The organism is Thermosporothrix sp. COM3, from assembly GCF_059696735.1.
Map to the genome: position 1 here is coordinate 1771935 of NZ_AP019376.1, position 20093 is coordinate 1792027.

The 20093-nt window shown below is 52.6% G+C and carries 26 protein-coding genes; 11 read left to right on the forward strand and 15 right to left on the reverse strand.

What is annotated here, in order from left to right; all coding sequences use genetic code 11:
* Positions 1-2 precede the first annotated feature (2 nt).
* The 5 genes from KTH_RS07730 to KTH_RS07750 form a co-directional block, all read right to left on the reverse strand.
* Positions 3-1160, reverse strand: coding sequence for a sensor histidine kinase (locus KTH_RS07730; RefSeq protein ID WP_497617624.1), 1158 nt, complete (start codon positions 1158-1160; stop codon positions 3-5).
* Positions 1126-1614: a response regulator gene (locus tag KTH_RS07735; protein ID WP_497617626.1), complete on the reverse strand. Its 489-nt coding sequence runs from the start codon at positions 1612-1614 to the stop codon at positions 1126-1128. Before KTH_RS07735 ends, KTH_RS07730 begins: the two co-directional genes overlap by 35 nt.
* On the reverse strand, positions 1601-3700 hold the full coding sequence (locus tag KTH_RS07740; protein ID WP_497617628.1) for a PAS domain-containing sensor histidine kinase: 2100 nt from the start codon (positions 3698-3700) through the stop codon (positions 1601-1603). The genes KTH_RS07735 and KTH_RS07740 overlap by 14 nt, the downstream gene beginning before the upstream one ends.
* A 567-nt stretch (positions 3701-4267) precedes the next feature.
* Positions 4268-4441, reverse strand: a complete 174-nt coding sequence (locus KTH_RS07745; RefSeq protein ID WP_497617629.1) for a hypothetical protein — start codon at positions 4439-4441, stop codon at positions 4268-4270.
* 127 nt (positions 4442-4568) lie between these two features.
* Positions 4569-5108, reverse strand: a complete 540-nt coding sequence (locus tag KTH_RS07750) for an isochorismatase family protein (protein WP_497617631.1) — start codon at positions 5106-5108, stop codon at positions 4569-4571.
* 386 nt (positions 5109-5494) lie between these two features.
* On the opposite strand from KTH_RS07750, the gene KTH_RS07755 reads away from it, so the two are divergent.
* Positions 5495-6448 carry an aldo/keto reductase gene (locus KTH_RS07755; RefSeq protein WP_497617633.1) on the forward strand — a complete coding sequence of 318 codons (954 nt, stop codon included), beginning with the start codon at positions 5495-5497 and terminating at the stop codon, positions 6446-6448.
* Positions 6449-6531: 83 nt separating this feature from the next.
* Here the strand turns inward: KTH_RS07755 and KTH_RS07760 are convergent, their stop codons facing one another.
* Together KTH_RS07760 and KTH_RS07765 are read right to left on the reverse strand one after the other, a co-directional pair.
* Positions 6532-7038 (reverse strand): hypothetical protein, encoded by a 507-nt coding sequence (locus KTH_RS07760; protein ID WP_497617635.1) that lies wholly within the window; start codon positions 7036-7038, stop codon positions 6532-6534.
* Positions 7039-7152: 114 nt separating this feature from the next.
* Complete coding sequence (locus tag KTH_RS07765) at positions 7153-7788, reverse strand: NAD(P)-dependent oxidoreductase (RefSeq protein WP_497617637.1); 636 nt, start codon at positions 7786-7788, stop codon at positions 7153-7155.
* Positions 7789-8066: 278 nt separating this feature from the next.
* On the opposite strand from KTH_RS07765, the gene KTH_RS07770 reads away from it, so the two are divergent.
* A complete protein-coding gene (locus KTH_RS07770; RefSeq protein ID WP_111325198.1) occupies positions 8067-8438 on the forward strand; it encodes a nuclear transport factor 2 family protein in 372 nt (123 codons plus the stop codon).
* 242 nt (positions 8439-8680) lie between these two features.
* On the opposite strand, the gene KTH_RS07775 is transcribed toward KTH_RS07770, so the two are convergent.
* A complete protein-coding gene (locus KTH_RS07775) occupies positions 8681-8803 on the reverse strand; it encodes a hypothetical protein (protein WP_497617640.1) in 123 nt (40 codons plus the stop codon).
* A 300-nt stretch (positions 8804-9103) separates the two neighbouring features.
* Between KTH_RS07775 and KTH_RS07780 the strand changes: the two genes are divergently transcribed.
* Both KTH_RS07780 and KTH_RS07785 read left to right on the forward strand, forming a co-directional pair.
* A complete protein-coding gene (locus KTH_RS07780; RefSeq protein ID WP_497617641.1) occupies positions 9104-9967 on the forward strand; it encodes a DUF3824 domain-containing protein in 864 nt (287 codons plus the stop codon).
* Between the two features lie 297 nt (positions 9968-10264).
* On the forward strand, positions 10265-11260 hold the full coding sequence (locus KTH_RS07785) for a hypothetical protein (RefSeq protein WP_497617643.1): 996 nt from the start codon (positions 10265-10267) through the stop codon (positions 11258-11260).
* 65 nt (positions 11261-11325) lie between these two features.
* Here the strand turns inward: KTH_RS07785 and trhA are convergent, their stop codons facing one another.
* From trhA to KTH_RS07800, 3 genes are all read right to left on the reverse strand, one after another.
* Positions 11326-11991, reverse strand: coding sequence for a PAQR family membrane homeostasis protein TrhA (trhA, locus tag KTH_RS07790; protein ID WP_497617645.1), 666 nt, complete (start codon positions 11989-11991; stop codon positions 11326-11328).
* A gap of 99 nt (positions 11992-12090) precedes the next feature.
* Positions 12091-12579, reverse strand: a complete 489-nt coding sequence (locus tag KTH_RS07795) for a nucleoside deaminase (protein ID WP_497623202.1) — start codon at positions 12577-12579, stop codon at positions 12091-12093.
* 165 nt (positions 12580-12744) lie between these two features.
* Positions 12745-13458 carry a CHAP domain-containing protein gene (locus tag KTH_RS07800; RefSeq protein ID WP_497617646.1) on the reverse strand — a complete coding sequence of 238 codons (714 nt, stop codon included), beginning with the start codon at positions 13456-13458 and terminating at the stop codon, positions 12745-12747.
* Between the two features lie 354 nt (positions 13459-13812).
* On the opposite strand from KTH_RS07800, the gene KTH_RS07805 reads away from it, so the two are divergent.
* The 5 genes from KTH_RS07805 to KTH_RS07825 all read left to right on the forward strand — a co-directional run bounded on the left by KTH_RS07805 (position 13813) and on the right by KTH_RS07825 (position 17104).
* Entirely contained in the window at positions 13813-14628 is an 816-nt protein-coding gene (locus KTH_RS07805; protein WP_497617648.1) for a hypothetical protein, read from the forward strand.
* Complete coding sequence (locus KTH_RS07810) at positions 14628-15473, forward strand: hypothetical protein (RefSeq protein ID WP_497617649.1); 846 nt, start codon at positions 14628-14630, stop codon at positions 15471-15473. Before KTH_RS07805 ends, KTH_RS07810 begins: the two co-directional genes overlap by 1 nt.
* Before the next feature lie 48 nt (positions 15474-15521).
* On the forward strand, positions 15522-15785 hold the full coding sequence (locus tag KTH_RS07815) for a hypothetical protein (RefSeq protein ID WP_497617651.1): 264 nt from the start codon (positions 15522-15524) through the stop codon (positions 15783-15785).
* Between the two features lie 99 nt (positions 15786-15884).
* Complete coding sequence (locus KTH_RS07820; RefSeq protein ID WP_497617653.1) at positions 15885-16250, forward strand: hypothetical protein; 366 nt, start codon at positions 15885-15887, stop codon at positions 16248-16250.
* Positions 16247-17104 carry a hypothetical protein gene (locus tag KTH_RS07825; RefSeq protein WP_497617655.1) on the forward strand — a complete coding sequence of 286 codons (858 nt, stop codon included), beginning with the start codon at positions 16247-16249 and terminating at the stop codon, positions 17102-17104. Before KTH_RS07820 ends, KTH_RS07825 begins: the two co-directional genes overlap by 4 nt.
* Here KTH_RS07825 and def read toward each other — a convergent pair.
* The 3 genes from def to KTH_RS07840 form a co-directional block, all read right to left on the reverse strand.
* The gene (gene def, locus KTH_RS07830; RefSeq protein WP_497617657.1) at positions 17073-17603 is read right to left on the reverse strand and encodes a peptide deformylase; all 531 of its coding nucleotides are present in this window, start codon (positions 17601-17603) and stop codon (positions 17073-17075) included. The two genes, KTH_RS07825 and def, sit on opposite strands and share 32 nt — an antisense overlap.
* A 23-nt stretch (positions 17604-17626) precedes the next feature.
* Positions 17627-17893, reverse strand: a complete 267-nt coding sequence (locus tag KTH_RS07835; protein WP_111323656.1) for a helix-turn-helix domain-containing protein — start codon at positions 17891-17893, stop codon at positions 17627-17629.
* A gap of 130 nt (positions 17894-18023) precedes the next feature.
* The gene (locus KTH_RS07840; protein WP_497617659.1) at positions 18024-18212 is read right to left on the reverse strand and encodes a hypothetical protein; all 189 of its coding nucleotides are present in this window, start codon (positions 18210-18212) and stop codon (positions 18024-18026) included.
* 204 nt (positions 18213-18416) lie between these two features.
* Here KTH_RS07840 and KTH_RS07845 point away from each other — a divergent pair, with 204 nt between their 5' ends.
* Positions 18417-19121, forward strand: coding sequence for a class I SAM-dependent methyltransferase (locus KTH_RS07845; RefSeq protein ID WP_497617660.1), 705 nt, complete (start codon positions 18417-18419; stop codon positions 19119-19121).
* A 114-nt stretch (positions 19122-19235) separates the two neighbouring features.
* Complete coding sequence (gene ybiA, locus KTH_RS07850; RefSeq protein ID WP_497617661.1) at positions 19236-19688, forward strand: riboflavin biosynthesis intermediates N-glycosidase; 453 nt, start codon at positions 19236-19238, stop codon at positions 19686-19688.
* A 41-nt stretch (positions 19689-19729) separates the two neighbouring features.
* Here the strand turns inward: ybiA and KTH_RS07855 are convergent, their stop codons facing one another.
* Positions 19730-20074 carry a thioredoxin family protein gene (locus tag KTH_RS07855; RefSeq protein ID WP_497617663.1) on the reverse strand — a complete coding sequence of 115 codons (345 nt, stop codon included), beginning with the start codon at positions 20072-20074 and terminating at the stop codon, positions 19730-19732.
* Positions 20075-20093 lie beyond the last annotated feature (19 nt).

Here is a 20093-nt window from a genome sequence, read left to right on the forward strand (position 1 = left end):
CGTCAGGCTTCGGTAATCGCGGCTTCAGGGATTGAAGGAGCGCGATGGAGTGGAAGGCTGAAACAGAAGGTTGAGCCGTGCCCCTCTTCGCTCTCCACCCAGATGCGCCCGTTCTGGCGCTGGATGATCTCAGCCGAGATATAGAGACCCAGACCCATACCGGGAATCGCTCCTCGACTGGGCTGCTCGATCCGATAGAAGGGAGTGAACAGGTTCTCCTGTTCCTCTTTCGGGATGCCGGGGCCGAAATCCTGTACGCAGAGAGTCACATTCTGGTCATCCACGCACGTTCTGATGATCACGCGTTCCCCTTCGGGAGCGTACTTGATCGCATTTGACAGGAAGTTTGTAATCACCTGTCCGGTTCGTTCGCGGTCGCCCCAGATGGCTGCATCAACGCTGCCTTCACGGATCAGCGTCACCTTATCGGTAGTGGGTTGAATCTCTTCGATAATGTCGTTAACGAGGGCGTCAAAATCGTAGAACTCTTCGTAAAACTTGAGTTTGCCCCCTTCGATTCTGGTCACATCAAGCAGATCATCGATCAGGCCGGTAAGCTTGTTAATCTGCGAATCCATGCGCATTGCCTGCCGCGTAAGCTGCTCATCGCCGAGCTTCTCAAAGCGCCTGCGAAGCAGTTGTGCATAGGCTTTCAAGCTGGTGAGCGGTGTCTTAAGCTCATGCGTAACAATGCTGATGAACTCATTGCGCCGCTGCTCTAGCTCTTTGCTCTCGATTTGCTCGCGCAGCAGCTTCTCGCGTTCTAGCTCGGCCTTCTTACGCTCGATAGCATAGCGAATCACGCGATAGAGGAGCTCGCTTTGAAGCTGCGTTTTCGAGATATAATCGTCTGCGCCAGCCTGAAGCGCCTGAATATCAATCTCGTACTCATTGGCGCCGGTCAGCAGGATGATTGGTTTCGCATAGTGCTGACTGCGAGCATTGCGAATCAGCTCAATGCCGTTATGCGCGCCAAGCCGATAATCAAGCATGCAGATATCATGCTCGGTACTCAGCATACGATCAAGGCCTGCGTTGTAATCGGTTGTCCAATCGATTTCGTAGCGGGTGTTTGGAATCTTGGCGAGATGGCGTTTGAGGAGCAGATAATCCTCCTCATCATCCTCAATTAGAAGCAGCCTTGTCAGTAGTTTTTCCATACTTCTCCTCTTGAGGCAAAGTGACAACTTCAAACCAGTATTTCCCGAGCATCTGCATCACATCAATAAGTTTCTCGAAAGTGACCGGTTTGGTGATGAAGGAGTTAACTCCCAGTCGATACGATCGGTAAATGTCCTCCTCTGCCTTTGACGTTGTAAACACAACAACTGGAATATTCTTCAAATCGTCATGTGACTTGATCTCACGAAGTGCCTCTCGTCCATCTTTGCGGGGCATGTTCAGATCAAGCAGAATCAGGCCAGGACGAGGCGATGAATCGGGATCGCTGTACTTGCCACGCCGCAGCAGGTAATCGAGCAGCTCTTCCCCATCGCGCACGCTTTGGAGCGTGTTGAGGAGCTTTCCCTTGCGCAGGGCCTTCTCGGTGAGCATAACATCATCTTCGTCGTCATCAGCCATCAGAATGACGATGGATTTCTTAGTTTCCTCCATCTGACGGATTCTCCTTCGGGTGTACTGGAAGCATTACAATAAAGGTGGCGCCTTCTCCGTGCGCGCTTTTTGCCGTAATAATACCGCCATGCCGCTCAACGATTTTTCGCACGACAGCAAGACCAATACCGGTCCCTTCGTATTCTGAGCGTCCATGCAGACGCTGGAAAACGGTAAAGATGCGATCAAGATATTTCTCATCGAAGCCAATGCCGTTATCTTCAACGTAAAGTTTACAGATTGGCGGATCTCCGCTTACCTCTGCATAGACTTTGACTCGTGGCGGGACATCGCGTTTATGAAATTTGAGAGCGTTTCCAATCAGGTTCTGCAATATCTGTTGCATTTGCGACGGATCGGCGGTGATCGTGGGGAGCTTCTCTATCTCTACCTTTCCCCTGGTTTCCTCAAGTCGTGTTTCCAGATTGTCCAGCGCGTCTTGAGCAATCTCGTTCAGGTCAACCTCAGTGAATGGTTGGGCCTTTGTGGTCACCCGAGAGAACGTCAACAGATCGTTAATCAGGCGCTGCATACGGCCTGCGGCGTTCCGCATGCGATCGAGATAGGCTTTGCCATCTTCCAGTTTAGAACCATACTCTTCTTCAAGCAGATTACCAAATGCTTGAATTTTTCGCAACGGCTCCTGAAGGTCGTGAGAAGCAACATAGGCGAATTCCTGCAATTCTTGATTACTTTGCTGCAACTCGGTATTGACCTGCCGAAGCTTTTCATAACTTCGTGCCAGCTCTTCCGTACGCTCGAGCACCAGTTGTTCCAGGCGAGCGTTAAATTCCTGGGTCTGTTTCAGCAGGCGCACTTTTTCCAGCGCCAGCGCGATGCGGCTTGCCAGCTCTTCGGCGACGGCCAGATCAACTTCACTGTAGCTGCGTTTGGCCTTTGCCGAAACAAAGGTAATCGCGCCAGCAGCCTCATTTTGCACGGTAAACGGCACAATCATGGAAGAAACGGCTCCCTGCTCGCGCAGCCACTGATACTCCTGCTCGTTTCTGGTGAGTTCCCGTAAGTGCTGTTCCGAAATGCGGGGGTTCAGAATCGACTTGCTCGTACGGATTGCTTTCTCGGCGAGCTGCGCCAGCGGTGGATCAAGCGGCGCGCTTGCGGAGATATCGGGATAGACGATTGTCAACCGCTCAAGCAAATTTCCCTGATCGAGGAGATCAACGCGACACCAGTCTGCAATAGTCGGGACGGCGCTTTGTGCTGTACTGTGCAGCGCGTCCTGATACGTTTTGGCGGTCACAAGCTGCTTGCTTGCCTCTGCCAGAAAGTGGATATGCTCCAGCGTGCGTTTCTGTTCGGTGATATCGCGGTTCACTTCCAGATAGCTGATCTCGCCTGTATGTGGATCTTCGACCCGGCTCCAGCGGCTGGCCACGACGATACGTGAACCATCACGTTTGGTATGAATCAGCTCACCTTCCCAGGTGGGTTCCGTCTCAAGCAGCTCATAGAGCGCGCCCAGCGGAATCGGGAATTGTGTGTTCAGGACCTGATAGAGCGTCTTGCCGAGTATTTCTTCCTCTGTCCATCCGTACATGGCCGTAGCGCCGTGATTCCAGTAGAGAACACGATTTTGCCTGTCATGGACAATAAACGCATCATAGGAGGCCTGCAACAGCGCCGCCTGCCGCGCAAGCTGAATTTCACCCTCTTTGCGTTCGGTGATATCAATATTAACGCCGACCATGCGTTCGGGTTGCTGCTGCTCGTTATACAGCACATGCCCTTTAGCCTGTAGCCGGCGAACCTGCTTATCAGGGCGAATGATCCGAAACTCGGTCTCAAAGACCCCGGTGTTGTGAATGGCATCCTGTAAACTGGCGTTTGCCTGCTCTTTATCTTCCGGGTGAACCCATGTTAACCAACTGGCGTGATTTCCGCCAAACTCGCCGGGTTGGAGCCCGTAGAGCGCTTCGAGCTCTGGTGTCCAGATATTGATGTCCCGTTGTAGATCCCACTCAAACGTGCCAATGCTGCCAACCTGTTGCGCAAAGGCCATACGCTCATTTTCGTATTTGAACTGCTCCAGTTGCTTCTCGGTTGAGCTTTGTCGTGACTTCTCCATTACACACCGCTTTGCATCTTTCTCAGTGGAGGGAATGCGGACGGCTTCCCCTCCATACTATAACATCTTTGTCACCCTTTGGACAATGCTTTTCTTCCTGCAAAGAAGAAGAGAGAAATAGAACATTCTAGCAATAGATGTTGTGCCCATTGCCTCCCTCATTCGTCGTTTGACCTCTGCCATTATAAATCAGCGGACGGCTTTTGTTAAGTAGGGAACAGGTATCATAAAACAAAAGTACTGTAAACAGAATTGTCTGGTTGTTCGTGTGAATCCAATTTTGGCAACGACCGAAATGTTTTAAGGGAACAGCAGGTAGAATAGTTCTTTGCTGATACAAGCGTAGTTTGTTTGTTCCGATGTCGGGTGCACAATAGCGGCTTGCCTGTGAGGTTCCCCCTGTATGTACTGTATCGACGGATGAGAGAGTTTCAGCAGGGTTTTTTTGGCATGCCAGGGGGGTTGGAGTGCAACCCATTGCGCGTAGAGCGCACTCCGAAAATATCCAGGTGAGTCCAGAGCGAATGGTAAAGAGAGCCAGAGCGAAAAGCCCAAAGAGCAAGGCTGTCATTTGGTCATCAGAAAGAGAATGACCATAGCGACCTCGCCTGCTGCTGCCGAGAGCAAATAGAGGCGTGGTTCTCCTCCCTTGACTTTGAAGATCCCGAAAAAGCAGAAAAGCAGTGCTGTAAGAAGAAGAAGAGCAGCGGCTACCACTTTCAGCATAAGATGTACAAGCATTGATTCTCTCCTCATACATAGTAGCAGTATTGCCTCCACTATATGCGACCCGCGAAGGAAGTGTCAACGTTCCTGAGACTTCCTTCGCATGTCGGGAAAGGAGACGAACGCCCTTACAGAGCGCTCGCTATCCCTGAGGATGCCCTGGCCAGGGATCGAGGAACTCAATCTCTTCGACGCTCCTGACGAGTGTGCCATGCGTGCGTACGCCAAAGCCGTTCAGGACATGGTTGTGATGAGCGATGATCTGATCAGCTCGCAGCACGTTGTTATCAGAGGTTGAATGGCCCTCTTTCACCAGCGTTGCATCATACCCCAGATTGCCGATTATGCGGCAGGTGGAATCAATACACCGATCAGTTTTGCAGCCGGTGATCACAAGATGCTTGATTCCAAGCCGTTCCATCGTCTCCTGAAGGGGTGTCTCGAAGAAAGCGTCATTGCCGGCTTTGCGAATGATGATATCGTCTGCCGTGGGAGCAACAGCGGGATGAATGGCGAAATCAGGGCCCTCTACATCGATATCCTGCACATAGATGACGGGTGCGTTCTGGGCCCGCGCCTTTTCACGCAAGCGGTTTATCGTTGCAAACAGCGTCTCGGTCTGGGCAACATCGGCGACCACACCAATCTGGACATCGAGAATCAATAATGCGGTTTCGCTCAACGGAGGTACTCCTATCTTTCATGATTTCAAGTTGACGTGCATAGAAAACAAACAGAGAGGAAAAACGAGCTTGCATGGGGCACCTCCTTTCTACCCGATCTGTGCGGGACAGAGATTTCCCGGAGCATACCATACTCATGCCTCAGCCGTCAATGTATTCGCTTTTCTCTTGTTATTAGATACGATGCTCTGGCGAAAAGGGGACATCCAAAACGCCCAATTTTCGGGTTGACGCAAAAATTCGTTGAGCGGTATCGCTTTCATCTGCTTCCTCGTATAAAAGCTTGGGTGCTTGCTATAGATGGCCTTGACATGCGGCTTTTGCCGGCGTTACAGTATAGGCTGTATGTGTGCTACACACAGTGATGATTGTCGTTGGAGGTGATATGCAAACTCGTCGTTTTGGTCGTACAGAGATGCAGATTACGCCAATCGGCCTGGGAGCCTGGGCGATCGGCGGTGGTAACTGGTCCTCTGGTTGGGGACCGCAGGATGACAAGGCGTCAATTGAGACGATTCAGCGTGCACTCGATCTGGGAATCAACTGGATCGATACCGCAGCCGTCTACGGGCTTGGTCGCTCCGAACGCGTGGTCGGACAGGCAATCAAGGGACGCCAGCGCCCCTATATCTTCACCAAATGCTCGCTTGTCTGGGATGAGCAGCGAAACATTGGCAACAGCCTGAAGGCCGATTCGATCCGCCGTGAGGTTGAGGAGAGCTTGCGCCGTCTCGACATCGATGTGATCGACCTCTATCAGATCCACTGGCCGAATCCCGATCCCGATATTGAGGAGGGATGGAGCACACTCGCCGAGCTGAAGAAAGAGGGCAAGGTGCGCCATATCGGCGTCTCGAACTTTAACGTGGAGCAGTTGCGTCGCGCCGAGAAGATCGCGCCTGTAGAGACGCTTCAGCCGCCTTATTCGCTGATTAATCGCTCGATCGAGCAAGAGATCCTGCCGTACTGCCAGCAGCATGATATCGGGGTGATTGTCTATTCTCCGATGGCCTCCGGTCTCCTGACAGGCCGCATGACGCCCGAACGTGTCGCACAGATGCCCGAAGACGATTGGCGGAAGCATGCCGAACAGTTCCAGGAGCCGCGCCTGTCGCGTAATCTGCAACTGGCCTCGCTGCTTGGTGAGATCGGCAAGGCTCATCAGGTTTCGGCTGGTGTGGTGGCGCTTGCCTGGACGCTGCACAATCCGGCAGTGACCGCCGCGATTGCCGGTGCTCGCCAGCCCTACCAGATTGAAGAGCTGGCTCCCGCGCTCGACTTTAGCCTGAGCGAGAGCGAGATCCAGCAGATTGAACAGTTCATTGCTGAACATCCCTAAAAAGTGCAATTCGCAAACCCCGGGAATCTGCCCGGGGTTTCTCTATATCTATAGCTCTCTTTCGCCAGAGCGTTGAGCGCATGCTAGAGGGTGGGCAGGCGCAAGGTCCGTTCGATTTGTCGACCTCCCACATAGGTCATCAGGAGCCCGAAGCCAACGCAGAGCAGGAGCCGGATCAGCGCGTGTAGCATGATATCGAGCACGCTCACGCCTCCGAATTGCATCTGTGGTGCCCCGAAGAGGAAGAGGAAATCAATCCCCAGGCTGAGTGCCAGAAACAGGCAGATGCTCCACAACGCTGTACGCATGCTTCGACTGATACTGGAGGTTCGCCCTGTCGCTTTCCTGCCCATCAAGTAATAGAGCAGGCCCGCGAGCAGTGCACTGAGGATACTGAGAGTCAATCCAATCACAAAGTAGCTATAATCGAGCGGGAAATAGAAAATACGACTGAGAATCAGAATACACTGGTTGCTGAAGAATAGCGCGAAAATGCGCAGGAGAATATAAAGTAACAGCAGTAGCGTTCCTGTAATGCTTCCATAGAGAAGAAGTGCCTTCCGGGTTCCTCCGGTTTTTCGTGTCCGCATGGTGAACTCCTTTCTGGCAAATTGGCCCGTCATTACAGAAACGCTTGAGCCGCGAAGAAGCAACATCATGCGGGGGGCAACTCAAGCCAGAGCGGCCTGAGTTGCGTTGCATGCTTAATAAGCAGCAGTGAAGCGACGGCGCTCGAATTGTGGCTTCTCAACCTCGTCGAGGATGGCGACCGCGAAATCTTCCATTGAAATGCGGCTCTCGCCCTTCTCATCGGTCACCAGTTGGTCGGTTCCCAGACGATACGTGCCGGTGCGCTCACCCGGCTCGATAAGCCCGGCGGGGCTGACATAGGTCCAGTTGACATCAGAGGCTCGATAGACCTTCAGTGCCTCGGCCTGTCCGCGCGCATTGGATTTCCAGGCCTCGGGGAACTCGGGCGTGTCCATCAGTTGCACGCCAGGAGCCACCTCAAGGCTACCGGCCCCACCAACGACGATCAGGCGCTTGACCCCTGTCTGCTTGACTGCCTGAATCAGCGCCCGGGCGACATCTGATAACACGCTATCTGGCTGGTTGCCTGCGGTGCCGAACGCGCTGATCAGCAGGTCGTTACCCGCGATCAGGTTCGCTATCTGAGCGGCGTCGCGAGCATCTCCCTGCACTGCTTTGAAATGCGGATCATTGATCGTTGAGCGCTCCGGGTTGCGTTCAATCGAGGTCACCTCGTGACCCCGCTTGAGCGCTTCAAGGGCGATCCGCTGACCGATGCGACCGGTTCCACCAATCAATGCAATCTTCATCGTGTCTTTCCCTCCGAAATTGAAACTGCTCTGGTTACAAATAGGCCGAAAAAGAAAGGCGCTGCTTTCTTTCATTGTAGCAATGCACCCTTATCTGTAACCAATGTGGTTACGAATACACCTCTTACTATAGCCCCAAAGGGCGGACTCTGTCAAGCGGTAGAAAACGGGCCTTTGAAGTGAGTCTCTTGTATGCAGACAAAACTTTCAATATACGGTACAATAGAAGTAGGAATGCTACAACGGCTGGATATGAACTATTTTGAAAGGAGAAGAGTATGTCACATATGCAGCAGACAATTTCAACATATGTAGCTGGCTGGCAGGAGGGGAATCGAGAAAAGATCCTTTCCTGTCTTGATCCAGCCTGTGTCATTATAGAGGCACATGGCTCTACTTTTAGAGGAAAGGATATGGTCGCACGCTGGGTTGATTCGTGGTTTCACGAGGGAAATATAGTCAATAGCTGGAAAATTCTGGACCTGCATGAGGCCGATGATTCCTGCTTTTTTGAGTGGATTTTCGAGTGTACCCATGAAGGCAAGGTAGCGGCTCTTGAAGGGGCCTCTCTGGCCAGGTTCAGGGATGGCGCTATCATCTCCATGCGCGAGTATGCAACGGTGGCCCCCCGGCATGAGTGGGACGGCTAAGCGGCCTGGCGATCCGGTCGGCTGGCCGGATCCTCTTTTCCTTGAAATCTGCTGTTGGCACTGCCAGTGCCTGTTTTTCGCTGCACTGGCAGGAATGCGCGAAAATGGGGATTCTTTCGGGGAAAAAGAGCTGCTAACCGTTTCCCGATTTACGTGCGCCGATGCATAGCGTATAATGGACATTGCGTTGTGACACTCGCAGGAGGCAGGCGCGCTGAACCTGAAAAGAGAAAAGAACCGTTTCAGAAGGAGAGGCGAACGTGCAGGCGTAGATGATGGCACAAGCTGTCATACAGTTGCTGATGAGCGGTTGTGCTGTTACTCTTCCCGAGCTTGTCCGTTGTAGCAGGTGGATGAGGCTTCATATCGATGTTCGTGAATAATGCTATTTGGTTTCTGAGGCTTCCTTGCGGTAACTCCATTCGCGCTAAATTCGGAATGCCTATCGAGATTGCGGAATAGTTCACAGACATTGATCTATGTACATGTTATGCTGTTTTCAGATGTAGACGAGAGTGCTGCAGCGCCACGTGGAAAAGAGCGCCTGTATGAGGTAGAAGGTGCCGCACTTCCGTTTTTCTCTGACGCTTCTGGAAAAGATGAGAGAGAAGCGATCTCATTACAGGAATAGTTTTCTGTATTTTTAATACATTGGGGAGGCTAGTATGTCAAATCCGTATGATAATAATCAGCCGCAGGGACCATATCAGCCATTGGAGCCGACGCAGTATGCTCCGCAGGGCGGAGGAGCGTATCCACCACCGCCGCAAGGGCAGCCGAACTATGGACCTGGAGGGCAACCGAACTATGGACCCGGGATGCAGCCGCCATATATGCAGCAGCCTCCACGTCGCAAAACAAATCCGCTCGGTTGTATTATCAGTGCAGTCGTTGTTGTTTTGATTGTTGGCGGCATCTTTGCCTGGAACATGTTTCAGGGGTTCCAGAAAGAGCAGGCGAAAAGTCACTATCCTTTCAGTGCAGATGTTGCTTTTGATGAATCGCTGAACTCTTCGGATGATAACTGGTATACAGGCCAGGGTTGTAACTTCGCGGATAGCTCCTATCAGATGAAAGAATCAGAAAAAGATTATTATCTGATGTGCAGCCGTGATAAAGTATTCACAAACTATACCTATGAAATCACGATGAAGGACATGCAGGGAGCGCCAGATAGTATGGGCGGTATTCTGGTTGATTGGCAGCATATCACCAAAGACGCGCTTATGTTCTTGATCACCAAAGATGGCAAACATTTCGGACTATACAAGCACAAAGATCTTGCAGTTGATGAGAGTGAGCAGTTTAAGAGCTTGAAAGAGGGCAATCTACCCGAAACGGTCAGCTTCCCGGTCAAGCTAGCTGTCAAGGCAGATGACTCCAATCTGACATTCTACGTCAACGAAAAAGAGGTGTATAAGACCAGCCGAGAAGATCATTCCGGGCAGATCGGCACCGCAATTCTGTGTGGCTCTTCGCCCACGACGATTGACTTCACGAACGCGAAACTCTGGAAGCTGGACAAGTAAACCAGCTCTCTTGTCAGCCGCCTCACTGGGTACGGTGAGGCGGTTTTTCTTTTGGTACTTTTCAGCTATTTGAACCCTTTTCTTAAGCCGTGCGTAGTAATGGAAGAAGGAAATGTATCGCGATCGCATGTTACAGGGCCTGGCTGGCGGATCCGCGCTGTTGTTCACATTGCCCCTGAAGCGTGGTATGATACATGCGATTTCTTTGTACAGATCTGGATACTTCGTTCTGATCAAGAGAGGGCGCTATTTCTGCCCATCTGTCATTTCGTATTTTGTTAGCAGGGAGGTCTAACAATGTCATCTCCATATGATAACATGCCACCACAGGGACCATATCAGGGGGGAGGAGAGTATCCGCCCCCACCTCCGGGGCAGCCGTACCCGCCTATGGAGCCAACTCAGTACGCCCCTCAAGGGGGAAGTGGTTCATATTCGCCGCCGCCACCACCACCATATCAGGGGCAGCCGTACCCGCAGCAGCAGCCGTACCAGCAGCCCAATTACGCACCAGGGATGCAGCCTCCGTTCCCGCCTCCACAGAAGCGCAACAATAATGGACTTATCATCGGTTGTGTGGTTGCTCTGGTCATTGTTCTGGTCGCGGGTATCGGGTTGGTCGTCTGGGCGATTAACCAGCCGGACGACAACCGCAAGACCGATACGAAAGGGACGCCAACCGTGGAGGCAACTGCAACGGCAGCACCAACGGAAACAACCACAACGTCGGGTGACAACGGCTACCCCTTCAGTACCAATCAGGCCTTTGATGAGCCACTAACCTCTGACACAAGCACATGGTACACCGGCACTGGATGCGGCTTTAAGAACGGTGCCTATGAGATGTCCGAGAAAGAGAAGGACTACTACCTGATGTGTAGCCGCGACACCAACTTTACCAATTACACGTATGAGGTAACGGTGAAGGCAATAACCGGTGCAAATAATACAATGGCCGGTCTCCTCGCTGACTCAAATAATGTTGAGAAAACTGCATATATGTTTGTCGTGTCGAAAGATGGCAACAGCTATGGCATCTACAAGCATGATGAGGGCGCCAAGCAGGGCGATCAGTTTAAGATCCTGAAAGAGAACGACCTGCCCACAAAGATCAGTTTCCCGGTCAGACTGGGTGTGAAGGCCGACGACTCCGAGCTGACCTTTTTTGTGGAAGGGAAAAAGCTGACCTCGATTCCGCGCGAGTCTTCAAAGGGACAGATCGGAACCTCGATCCTGTGCGGCTCCTCTCCGTCCACTGCCGACTTCATTAACGCCAAACTTTGGAATCTCTAATCTGTACAAAGAGAATGCCACGTGTCATGTTCGGGCACGTGGCATTTTTGTATGTCCATTGTGCTTCAGACGCGCGGGAAAGGAAGCGCCCAGATCCAGACGCAGGCGGTAAAGGCCACGCTTCCGGCAATCACAAACAGGTGAAAGATCTCATGGTAGCCCCAGACGCGTGGAAAAGGATTGGGCTTCTTGATTGCATAAATGATCGCGCCAAGCGTATAGAGCACGCCACCCAGAAGCAGTATGCCAACAGCCACCCAGGGGAGCACGGCCAGGAACGCCGGAAGCGCAAAAACGACCTCCCACCCCATGCAGACATAGAGCAGAGCCGTGACCCAGCGCGGCAGATGCAGCGTAAAGACGGCCAGGCAGACACCGAGCGCTGCAAGCACCCAGATGCTGATGAGCAGCGCGGTCCGCACCCAACCCGACAGGATATTGAAGCAAAGAGGCGTGTAGGTTCCGGCGATCAGCACAAAGATGTTTGCGTGATCAAGCGCACGCCAGAAGCGCCGCCGTTCAGGCGTCCAGGTCACAATATGATAAATTGCACTGATGGTATACAATTCGATCATACTGAGACCAAAAACCAGCATTGAAATCATGCGGGCGAGATCCTCTCGACTGAGCCAGCAGAGGATGATTGTAACAATCAGTGAAGCGACAGCCGCAAGCGCATGAGACCAGCCACGCAGAAGCGGCTTCACTGGCTTGCTGATCGAGTAATTCATGAACGTGTATCCCCCTTTTCACCATCATATCATAGTATACGATGAAGCGGCGCGGAATGGTGCGTTGCTGGCTAACAGCTCGCTTCGTATTGCGGGGGATTACAATTCGTTCCAGCGGGCCCGGCTGCTTGGCTCGTTCTGCGTCCAGAGCTCTATCAGCTCTTCCATGCGTTGTAAGAGGTCGGGTTCAGGGGCCTGCATGCGTTCGACTTGCTTGAGCGTGGTAATACCGGGAGGGTGATGCAGCTCGTATCGCAGGCCGCCCCACAGGTCATCATTCAGCACCCACACCACGCGCGTGATATAGGCGAACAGGAAGGCAACCGTGCACATCAGACAGGGCTCCATTGTGGTATACAGCGTGCTGCGGTGGCGGTTCTCGGGCTGCATCAGCAGGCTGCCTGCCTCACGAATCGCGACCACCTCAGCATGCGCGGTATAATCGCCATCAGTGTACACGCGGTTGCGCCCTTTGCTGAGAATTTGTCCGTCTGGTCCAACGATGAGCGCACCGACGGGGAAGGTGCCTTCCAGTGCTGCACGCTCGGCTTCTTGCATTGCCAGTTCCAGATAGAAACGGTCGTTCATCACTGCGCTGTCTCCTTTTTCTAGCATTGATCTCCCTGATAGAAAGTATACTGAAATAAGCAAATAGCGCAGATTTTCTTTTTTTATCAAATACCACGTTCTGGAATAGAATGAAAAGTGAAGAAAACGTGTAGCCGTTCGCACAGCCACACGTTCTTGCAGACACTAGTAGACGAAGGCAACTCCGTTGCCAGGCCACGCGGTGGTATAGGTGACGCTGGTTGGATTCGCGCCCCAGTTGGTGTTACTGACCGTCACCGAGCCATTGCTGTTCACTCGCTCGACAATGCCCACATGACCGAGCCAGGACGCCCCCTGCACGTTAGGCTGAAACACGATGATCGAGCCCGGGATAGGGCTGTACGAGACACGCCATCCGAAGTCACGCGCCCGATTGACCCATTGCCAGGCATCCGAATTCGTCGTCCAGGGGACATAAACACCGTGCAACTGGTAGTATCGTTGATTCGCCCACCATGTGCACTGAGGGAATGCGAACCAGTTCCCCGAGCCCCTTGTTTTGGGCAGGGTATAGCTAAAGGGCGTCGGGGCCTTGCTTTGTGGCTTCGCCCCGGGGATGCAGATGCGCTGTTGCACATAGATAAGATTTGGATTTGCCAGTTTATTGTAGTCGGCGAGGCGCTGATAGGTCGTCTTGTAGCGTGCCGCGATGCCGCTCAACGTATCGCCACCCCGCACGATATAGGACTGATCACCCGAACTGCATGGTGTTGCCGCAAACGTATCGAGAATTCGGTCCCCAAAGAGCCCGAACACGCCCAGGAGCATCGCCAGCAGGACCACGGCATTCGCCAGCACCAGGCTGATTGTTCGATGCTCCCTGATCTGCTGCCAGAATCCCGGCAGGGCATAGTTCATAACATGTGCCTCCTTTTCAGGTTTCATAGACATATTTTTGTCTGCAATGGTGATAATAGTGAGATATGCTGATCTTTCATGAAATGGCGTGAATCATAGGAGAAAGGGCCTAATCGGGAGAGCACGCCTTAACCACAAGCATGCACATGCAGCGAGATATTCCTTTATAAAAGGAATGAATCTTCAAAAAGGCGAATATCCACGACAGTATAAAGGGAAAACCTGCTCCATCCATTTCCCTATTTCTGTATTGTCATCTTCTGCTTACAGGGCATTTTGTATGAACTTTGCTGCTCATATCCGTATATAAGCTATGGTGTGTAATGCAGGAAGCCTGTGACAGGAGGAAGGGCGATGCGAGACCCGATCTGGAAATATCTCTATGTAGATATTGTCTGGAAGATACTCTATAGTATACTTATACTGGTAAGAAAAGATTATGCGAATATTGCAGCATATGCTTCTCTTATTGCAAGCGCGTTCTGGCTTGCTTTCGCGATCTGGCATTTCATGTTCAATCGAAGTTTCTGGCGTAGAATCGGGGAGAAGCGGAAAAAGGCGGTCCATGTGGAAGGAGATCAACAGCTCCACATAGATGCCTGGAGTGCGATGCAGGTAGAGCCGCTGCCCACGCCAACCGCGATTATTACCCACTGGCACAATGCGGGCGTGGTGACGCTTGCCGCGCTGATTGGCATGGCGTTTCTGTTGACCTGTGCAAGCCTGTTTGAGATATCGCGCTCAAATTTTCATGGTCTGCTCAATTTGCTTGTTTATCCTGCAACACTCTTTGCCCTCTGTGTTTTTACTTTCTATACGCCACAACGTATTGAGATTACAGAAGAGGGAATAACGACATATTACAAGCGAGAAAAGCGTCATCTGAACTGGAATGAAATACGCTCTTTCGTGCGCTACACATGGCCACGTTTCTGGAAAGGATACTTTGACCGCAAGCTGTACGAGGTGTCCGATGGTCATACGATCGTTCGCTGGTCGCCTGAAACCTTTGTGTTGCAACAGACGAAATGCTATCTGGCGAACGGGCAGGTGCTGAACGAAGATGCTAACTCGCGCCTGTTGCAGACGATCGCCGCCCGAACGGGCCTGCCGCTACTCAATTTTGATACTCCTGTACGCTTACTACCCGAAACAGAGGAGAGCCGATAATGGAGAAGTACAGCGTTAACGCTGCGTTTCGCAAAGAGGGGCAGCCTCTTCGTGTATGCCTGCTGGTCATTTCCCCCATTTTGCTGCTACTATCGTTTGTCTGCTTGCTTCCATCCTGGAATATCACCCTGCTCGAAAGATGGGGAGGGTTTTGTCTCTCGCTGCTCATCGCGCTGCTTGCGGGAGCGTATGGACTGTATAGCGAGTGGATACAGCGCAAGCTTGCGAACCGCCGGGAGTGCCTGCTTGATGGGGATATCGAGTCGTCGCTTGTTCGCTTCCAGCCAGTTGGTGACATGGAGGCGTTGCCGTTGCCCTTCCGGCTGCTCAGAAAGCAGAATCGGATCTTCATCGTCTTTTTCGGTGTGCTATGGCTGTTGATGGCTTTCTTAATCTTTATGATGTTTTTGCTTATTGTAAGTGCTCAATCCCGTGTTTCTCCGCTCTCAATTGTTGGATTCGGGTATGCGCTGTTCCTCAGCATCATAAATTTCTGGACACAATGGCGGGCTTATCCGCAATGGCTGGAATTGACCGAGGAGGGCGTGAGGGCGCGCTACAATGGCAAGGAGACCTTCATGCGCTGGAATGAGGCGAAAGTGTTTGCTTGCTATTCGACTGGTACTGTTGCGATATGGTATGAGCTCTCAAACGAGGAGACGCTGGTGCGCTGGACTGCCTCGATTCCGTCAATCATAAAAACGGTCACGACGCCCGAGATAAAGTGCAGTAACGATGAATTGCTGCGAAAGATCGCGAGTGTTGTTGTCGCGAAGACAGGGCTGTCCTTGCTCGACCTGGCTCCGACACGCTCCAGGAGGGGAGGGAAGCATGCAGCCGTTTGAGGATCCATTGGAGAGGCTGCACCGAGCAGAGCGTATTGTGCTGCTTGTGTGCTCCAGGTGCTTGTACTTGGCCTGGGGAGCCAGTTGCTGCCATTATATCAACTACTCGTGGTTGTTGCGGTGAGCGTGGTGCTGTTCTGTCTGTTCGGCCTGGGATCTTTCTTCCAGTGGCGGCGCTATCAACGCGTCAAGCGGAATCGTGCGCGAGCGCTTGAAAAGCCGAACGAGATAGCGTTCCCGGCAAAAATGCTGACTCTCGACGCCGTCTCGTTCTCATTGCCTCTCCGCGTGAAATATCAGAAAATGCGATAAATCTGGTGGTTGAACCTTATAGCATATGTTGGACTATATCTCATACTTTTTCTGCAATTGCTGAATAGCAGGAGCTTTTTCGCGTGCTTATTGCTGAGTATGTACCTGTGGCTGCTTTCTTTCTGGCTGAATTCCATGCTACGGGCACGGCGTCAGAAAGAGCCTGACAGGCTGATACTGGACGAGCAAGGACTTTTTTCGCGTTGCATGGGGCAGGAGCGCTCGATCTGTTGGGATGAGGTGCGATTGTTTGCTTGCTATCGCATAGATACCCAATACTATGAGCTGGTGAACGAGCAGACTGTTGTGCGCTGGAGGGTTCCGCTAGAGGGGATACAGGAGACGAAGCCGTCCGTGGCGATGTCTCAGGCTGAGCTCTTTCGACAGGTAAATAGGGTTGTGCTGGCGCATACCGGGCGTCTGCTGCTTGAACACACCATAGTGGATGAAAGGAGCGTGAAATGAAAAAGCCATTTGACCCGCTCTGGAAGGAGGTCTTGTGGGTGCTGATCTGGCGTGCCTGTTTCTGCGCGTGCGTGTTGATCGGGTATGCCTATACATTGCGCCCGGAGACCTCATTTCTTGCCGTGCTTGGCCGGATCTGGTCCTTGCTTATGGTTGCCAGTGCGTTTTTCTGGCGCTACCTGTGGCGAATCGACATCTGGAAGCGTATCGCTGAGCGTCGGGCGGAGGCGCTGGCGAACGAGGAAGCAGGCAAACGTGCGGAAGAGCAGCCAGTTGCTGACTCCGATGCGCTCCCTCTGCCAGTCACGATTCATCTGCGCTGGACGCCGCTTGCGTGGGTCTTGATCGGGTTCGCCGTTGTCGGGCTGATGCTCTTTGCCGGATTAGCTGCTTCCGATTCCCAATGGTGGACAGTATTGCCTACCTGCTCCGTGGCGTTGCTTGTATTGATAGCTCTGTATTATGTAGTGCGCACGAGACCGCAGAAACTCATTGTTAGCGAGCAGGGAATCAGCCTGCGTGGCCAGACGATGGGATGGGACGAGATGCGCCTGTTCGCCACCTATTACAGGCTGCTCACTATGTATACGCGCGTTCAGCTCTACGAGCTGGCGAACGAGCAGCAGGTAATCCGCTGGCGCGCAAGCAGTGGAATATTGCTTGCCACGCAAAGCAGCGCAGGCGACTCCCCAGAAGACGTGTATCGACGCCTGAATCAGCTTATTGTGGCTCGCACAGGCCTGCCGCTGCTTGATCTGGATATTCCGTTGTTGCCAGCATCCTTGACGCAGCCACTGCCCAAAAAGCGGGAGCCAGCGAAGACTACACCTGACTTCCCGCCTCATCCTCGATGATGATATCTTCGCCGGGTTTCACCTCGCGTAGATCCTCGGGGCGGTCGAGGCGATCCAGAAAGAGAATGCCATTCAGATGATCCGTTTCGTGTTGAAGTGCCCATGCGAAATAGCCATTTGCCTTCACGCGAAGCGGTTTCCCTTTGATATCCTGCCCTTTGACGATCACGTGTTCAGCGCGGCGCACATTGACCCCATAATAGCCGGGAATGCTCAGGCAGGCATCGACGCCGACCTGTTCGCCCTCTGCTTTGACGATCTCTGGATTGGCGATCGCAACCTTATGATGTTTGCCGGTATCGGGATCATCCAGCTCGACCACAAAGAGGCGGATTGGGAGTCCGATCTGCGGCGCAGCGAGCCCGGCGCCATGTGCCTGATGCATGGTCTCAAACATATCATCAACAAGTTTTTTCAATGATGCATCAAACGTGCGAATCTTTTTTGCCTTCTCTCGGAGAATAGGGTCTCCGAGGAGCACGATCTTGCGTATTGCCATTCTGTCTGCTCCTTTTTGACACGCTACACGGCTGCAACGATGGGATCTTCTTCCCATTCAAGCAAGTCGTTCATGCTCACAGGAAAAAAGTGATTGAAGAACGTCAGCAGCCTATCGAGCGTTGCAAAATCAACGCGCTGGCTGCGCCCTCGATGCAGCGCCACAATCACGCTGAGAGAGACCCCGCTTTCGTCCGCAAGCCGGCGCAGGCTAATTGGTGCCTGTCCTTTTTGGGCTAGCTCAAGGTTGAGTCTGGCAAGAAGAATGCGCAGACGGCAGGAGACTGGCATTGAACGTTCCTCCCTCTGAAATACAGCATGTTTCCAGTACAAGCATACCAGTACTGTTGTGGAATGTCAATACATTGCACTGACTTCGCACCTGCTTGTATTGCATAGGTGGGCAGAGCGTTGTGACTTCTCATATCTGTGGAGGGATTGCGAGTGGCCCGGCGCGAATGGTTGAGCGTCTTGAACGGTTCAGGAGCTGAAGTGGCAGAGGAAGGGCAAGATGAGCCGCATGGCCTCCTTCGCGACACAGGTCGAAGCCGCACCAGAGCACCACCAGAAGCACCGTGAACCAGGCAACGAAGGAAAGCCACACGTCCATACTGCACAAAACCTCACGTTTCCAAAGCTGATACAGAGCACTGTCGTTTCAGTGTCTATTATTATGTACGATGAAACTTCCCAATGGGGACATCATTTTTCACGAGTTTTTGGCATTCGAGAAAAATTGACCCTTTTCTATCGGTCGTATGGTATAGTAGCAAGCAGGGATAAGGAACGTGAAAACGAGAAAAAGGAGAACAAAATGCTGGAAAACGAGCGTGACATCCTGATCGAGCGTGTACGTGCCTGGTTTGATGCTCCTGAGCAGGTGCAGCATTATCACCGGGAAGCGAGTGAAGGGCCTGCAGAAGCCGAAGCATGGCTACTTCAGATATTGCCCGAACAGGGGCGCGTGCTTGATCTGGGCTGTGGAGCAGGTCGTATCACGCGAGTACTGGCACGGCGAGGCTTGCAAGCGGTCGGTGTTGATGTCAGCCCGAACCTGATCGAGCAGGCGTGTTCACTGACGGTTGATATTGAGCCGAAGCCTCAATTGCTCTGTGTTGAGGCGCTCACCCTGCCCTTCCCTGATGCCTCCTTTGATGCGGCGGTGGCCTTCAAGCTCTATGGCTACATCCCTTCTCGCGAGCAGCGGCTTGCATACCTTGCCGAGATCTCACGAGTTCTGAAGCCGAGCGCGCCGCTTCTCTTCCCCTATTACGTCGTTCCCCCGAACGCTTTTTCGCTCTACACCGATGAGCAACAGGCAGCCTCGCAGTTTCGTTCGTTGGAGCCAGGCGACATGTTTTGTAATGGCGCGGGCTTTGTGCACTGGTTCACAGCAGATCAATTGCGCGATGAGTTATCCTGTGCATGTTTGCAGCTTGAGGCGTTTCGGAGTGATGCAGAATGGGGTGGATCGGGCTTGATACGCCTTGCTGTGCTCCGTCGTCCCCGATCTTTGTGAGCGCGAGGGGATAAAATCCCGACTGCGAATTGTTGTAAGTGGTAAGGTGTCTCAGTGGTGGGGGATTGTTTTCTTCAGGAAAGAGGAGAAAAACAGGAATGAGAGGATAATACTATGACAATCTACTTTTATAGCACACGAGAAAATCCGTATGGTTGCTTCTCTAACTTCTCGCGTCATGGCGTGCAGCTTGACGGGAAGTGGTGGCCGACCGTGGAGCATTTCTTTCAGGCACAGAAGTTCGTCAACACGCCCTATGCCGACCGGATTCGCGAGGCTCCCTCGGCCAAACAGGCAGCGGAACTGGGCCGTTCCCGGGAGGTGCCGCTGCGCCCCGATTGGGAAGAGGTCAAGGATGACGTGATGCGGCGCGCGGTGCTCTGCAAGTTCGAGACGCACCCGAAACTCAAGAAGCTGCTGCTTGAGACGGGTGATGAAGAAATCGTGGAGAATGCCCCGGGAGACTACTACTGGGGTATTGGTCGCGATGGAAGCGGGAAAAACATGCTCGGCATTATATTGATGGAAGTGCGGGAAAAACTGCGTAGCACGTCAGAAGTGCACTAGCCGTGCAGTGAACGGTGCTTCACCACACGGCTTATCTGGTCTCAGATGCGGGCAAGAACGTTGTCTATCTGGCTTTGAAGCCGCGTGGGATGCGGCCCGATAAGCCGGGCAACCTCTTTCCCTTTATGGAAAATCAGCAGCGTGGGGAGGCCCTGAATGCCATACTGGATCGGAATTTCGTGGTGATCGTCGGCATTGAGCATGGCGAACTGAAGTCTCCCCTGATACGCATTGCTCAGGCGCTCGAAATGGGGTGTCAGCGCCCGACAATAGGTACACCATTCCGCCCAGAATTCAACAATAACGGGAGTGTCTGCCTGTAACACCTTATCTGAAAAATCAGCGCTTCCCACATGAAAGACCTGAGATGTTTGACTGCTAGCCATAATGTGACCTTCTTTCTGT

Excerpts from the sequence above, each read along its gene's own strand:
- KTH_RS07760 (WP_497617635.1), bottom strand. The coding sequence starts at position 7,038 with ATGCGGACACGAAAAACCGGAGGAACCCGGAAGGCACTTCTTCTCTAT.
- trhA (WP_497617645.1), bottom strand. The coding sequence starts at position 11,991 with ATGAATTACTCGATCAGCAAGCCAGTGAAGCCGCTTCTGCGTGGCTGG.
- KTH_RS07840 (WP_497617659.1), bottom strand. The coding sequence starts at position 18,212 with ATGGACGTGTGGCTTTCCTTCGTTGCCTGGTTCACGGTGCTTCTGGTG.
- KTH_RS07775 (WP_497617640.1), bottom strand. The coding sequence starts at position 8,803 with ATGAAGCCTCATCCACCTGCTACAACGGACAAGCTCGGGAAGAGTAAC.
- KTH_RS07765 (WP_497617637.1), bottom strand. The coding sequence starts at position 7,788 with ATGAAGATTGCATTGATTGGTGGAACCGGTCGCATCGGTCAGCGGATC.
- KTH_RS07835 (WP_111323656.1), bottom strand. The coding sequence starts at position 17,893 with ATGCCAGTCTCCTGCCGTCTGCGCATTCTTCTTGCCAGACTCAACCTT.
- KTH_RS07825 (WP_497617655.1), top strand. The coding sequence starts at position 16,247 with ATGAAAAAGCCATTTGACCCGCTCTGGAAGGAGGTCTTGTGGGTGCTG.
- KTH_RS07845 (WP_497617660.1), top strand. The coding sequence starts at position 18,417 with ATGCTGGAAAACGAGCGTGACATCCTGATCGAGCGTGTACGTGCCTGG.
- KTH_RS07785 (WP_497617643.1), top strand. The coding sequence starts at position 10,265 with ATGTCATCTCCATATGATAACATGCCACCACAGGGACCATATCAGGGG.
- KTH_RS07745 (WP_497617629.1), bottom strand. The coding sequence starts at position 4,441 with ATGCTTGTACATCTTATGCTGAAAGTGGTAGCCGCTGCTCTTCTTCTT.
- KTH_RS07795 (WP_497623202.1), bottom strand. The coding sequence starts at position 12,579 with ATGAACGACCGTTTCTATCTGGAACTGGCAATGCAAGAAGCCGAGCGT.
- KTH_RS07805 (WP_497617648.1), top strand. The coding sequence starts at position 13,813 with ATGCGAGACCCGATCTGGAAATATCTCTATGTAGATATTGTCTGGAAG.
- KTH_RS07780 (WP_497617641.1), top strand. The coding sequence starts at position 9,104 with ATGTCAAATCCGTATGATAATAATCAGCCGCAGGGACCATATCAGCCA.
- KTH_RS07800 (WP_497617646.1), bottom strand. The coding sequence starts at position 13,458 with ATGAACTATGCCCTGCCGGGATTCTGGCAGCAGATCAGGGAGCATCGA.
- KTH_RS07730 (WP_497617624.1), bottom strand. The coding sequence starts at position 1,160 with ATGGAAAAACTACTGACAAGGCTGCTTCTAATTGAGGATGATGAGGAG.
- KTH_RS07735 (WP_497617626.1), bottom strand. The coding sequence starts at position 1,614 with ATGGAGGAAACTAAGAAATCCATCGTCATTCTGATGGCTGATGACGAC.
- def (WP_497617657.1), bottom strand. The coding sequence starts at position 17,603 with ATGGCAATACGCAAGATCGTGCTCCTCGGAGACCCTATTCTCCGAGAG.
- ybiA (WP_497617661.1), top strand. The coding sequence starts at position 19,236 with ATGACAATCTACTTTTATAGCACACGAGAAAATCCGTATGGTTGCTTC.
- KTH_RS07770 (WP_111325198.1), top strand. The coding sequence starts at position 8,067 with ATGTCACATATGCAGCAGACAATTTCAACATATGTAGCTGGCTGGCAG.
- KTH_RS07820 (WP_497617653.1), top strand. The coding sequence starts at position 15,885 with ATGTACCTGTGGCTGCTTTCTTTCTGGCTGAATTCCATGCTACGGGCA.
- KTH_RS07740 (WP_497617628.1), bottom strand. The coding sequence starts at position 3,700 with ATGGAGAAGTCACGACAAAGCTCAACCGAGAAGCAACTGGAGCAGTTC.
- KTH_RS07810 (WP_497617649.1), top strand. The coding sequence starts at position 14,628 with ATGGAGAAGTACAGCGTTAACGCTGCGTTTCGCAAAGAGGGGCAGCCT.
- KTH_RS07755 (WP_497617633.1), top strand. The coding sequence starts at position 5,495 with ATGCAAACTCGTCGTTTTGGTCGTACAGAGATGCAGATTACGCCAATC.
- KTH_RS07855 (WP_497617663.1), bottom strand. The coding sequence starts at position 20,074 with ATGGCTAGCAGTCAAACATCTCAGGTCTTTCATGTGGGAAGCGCTGAT.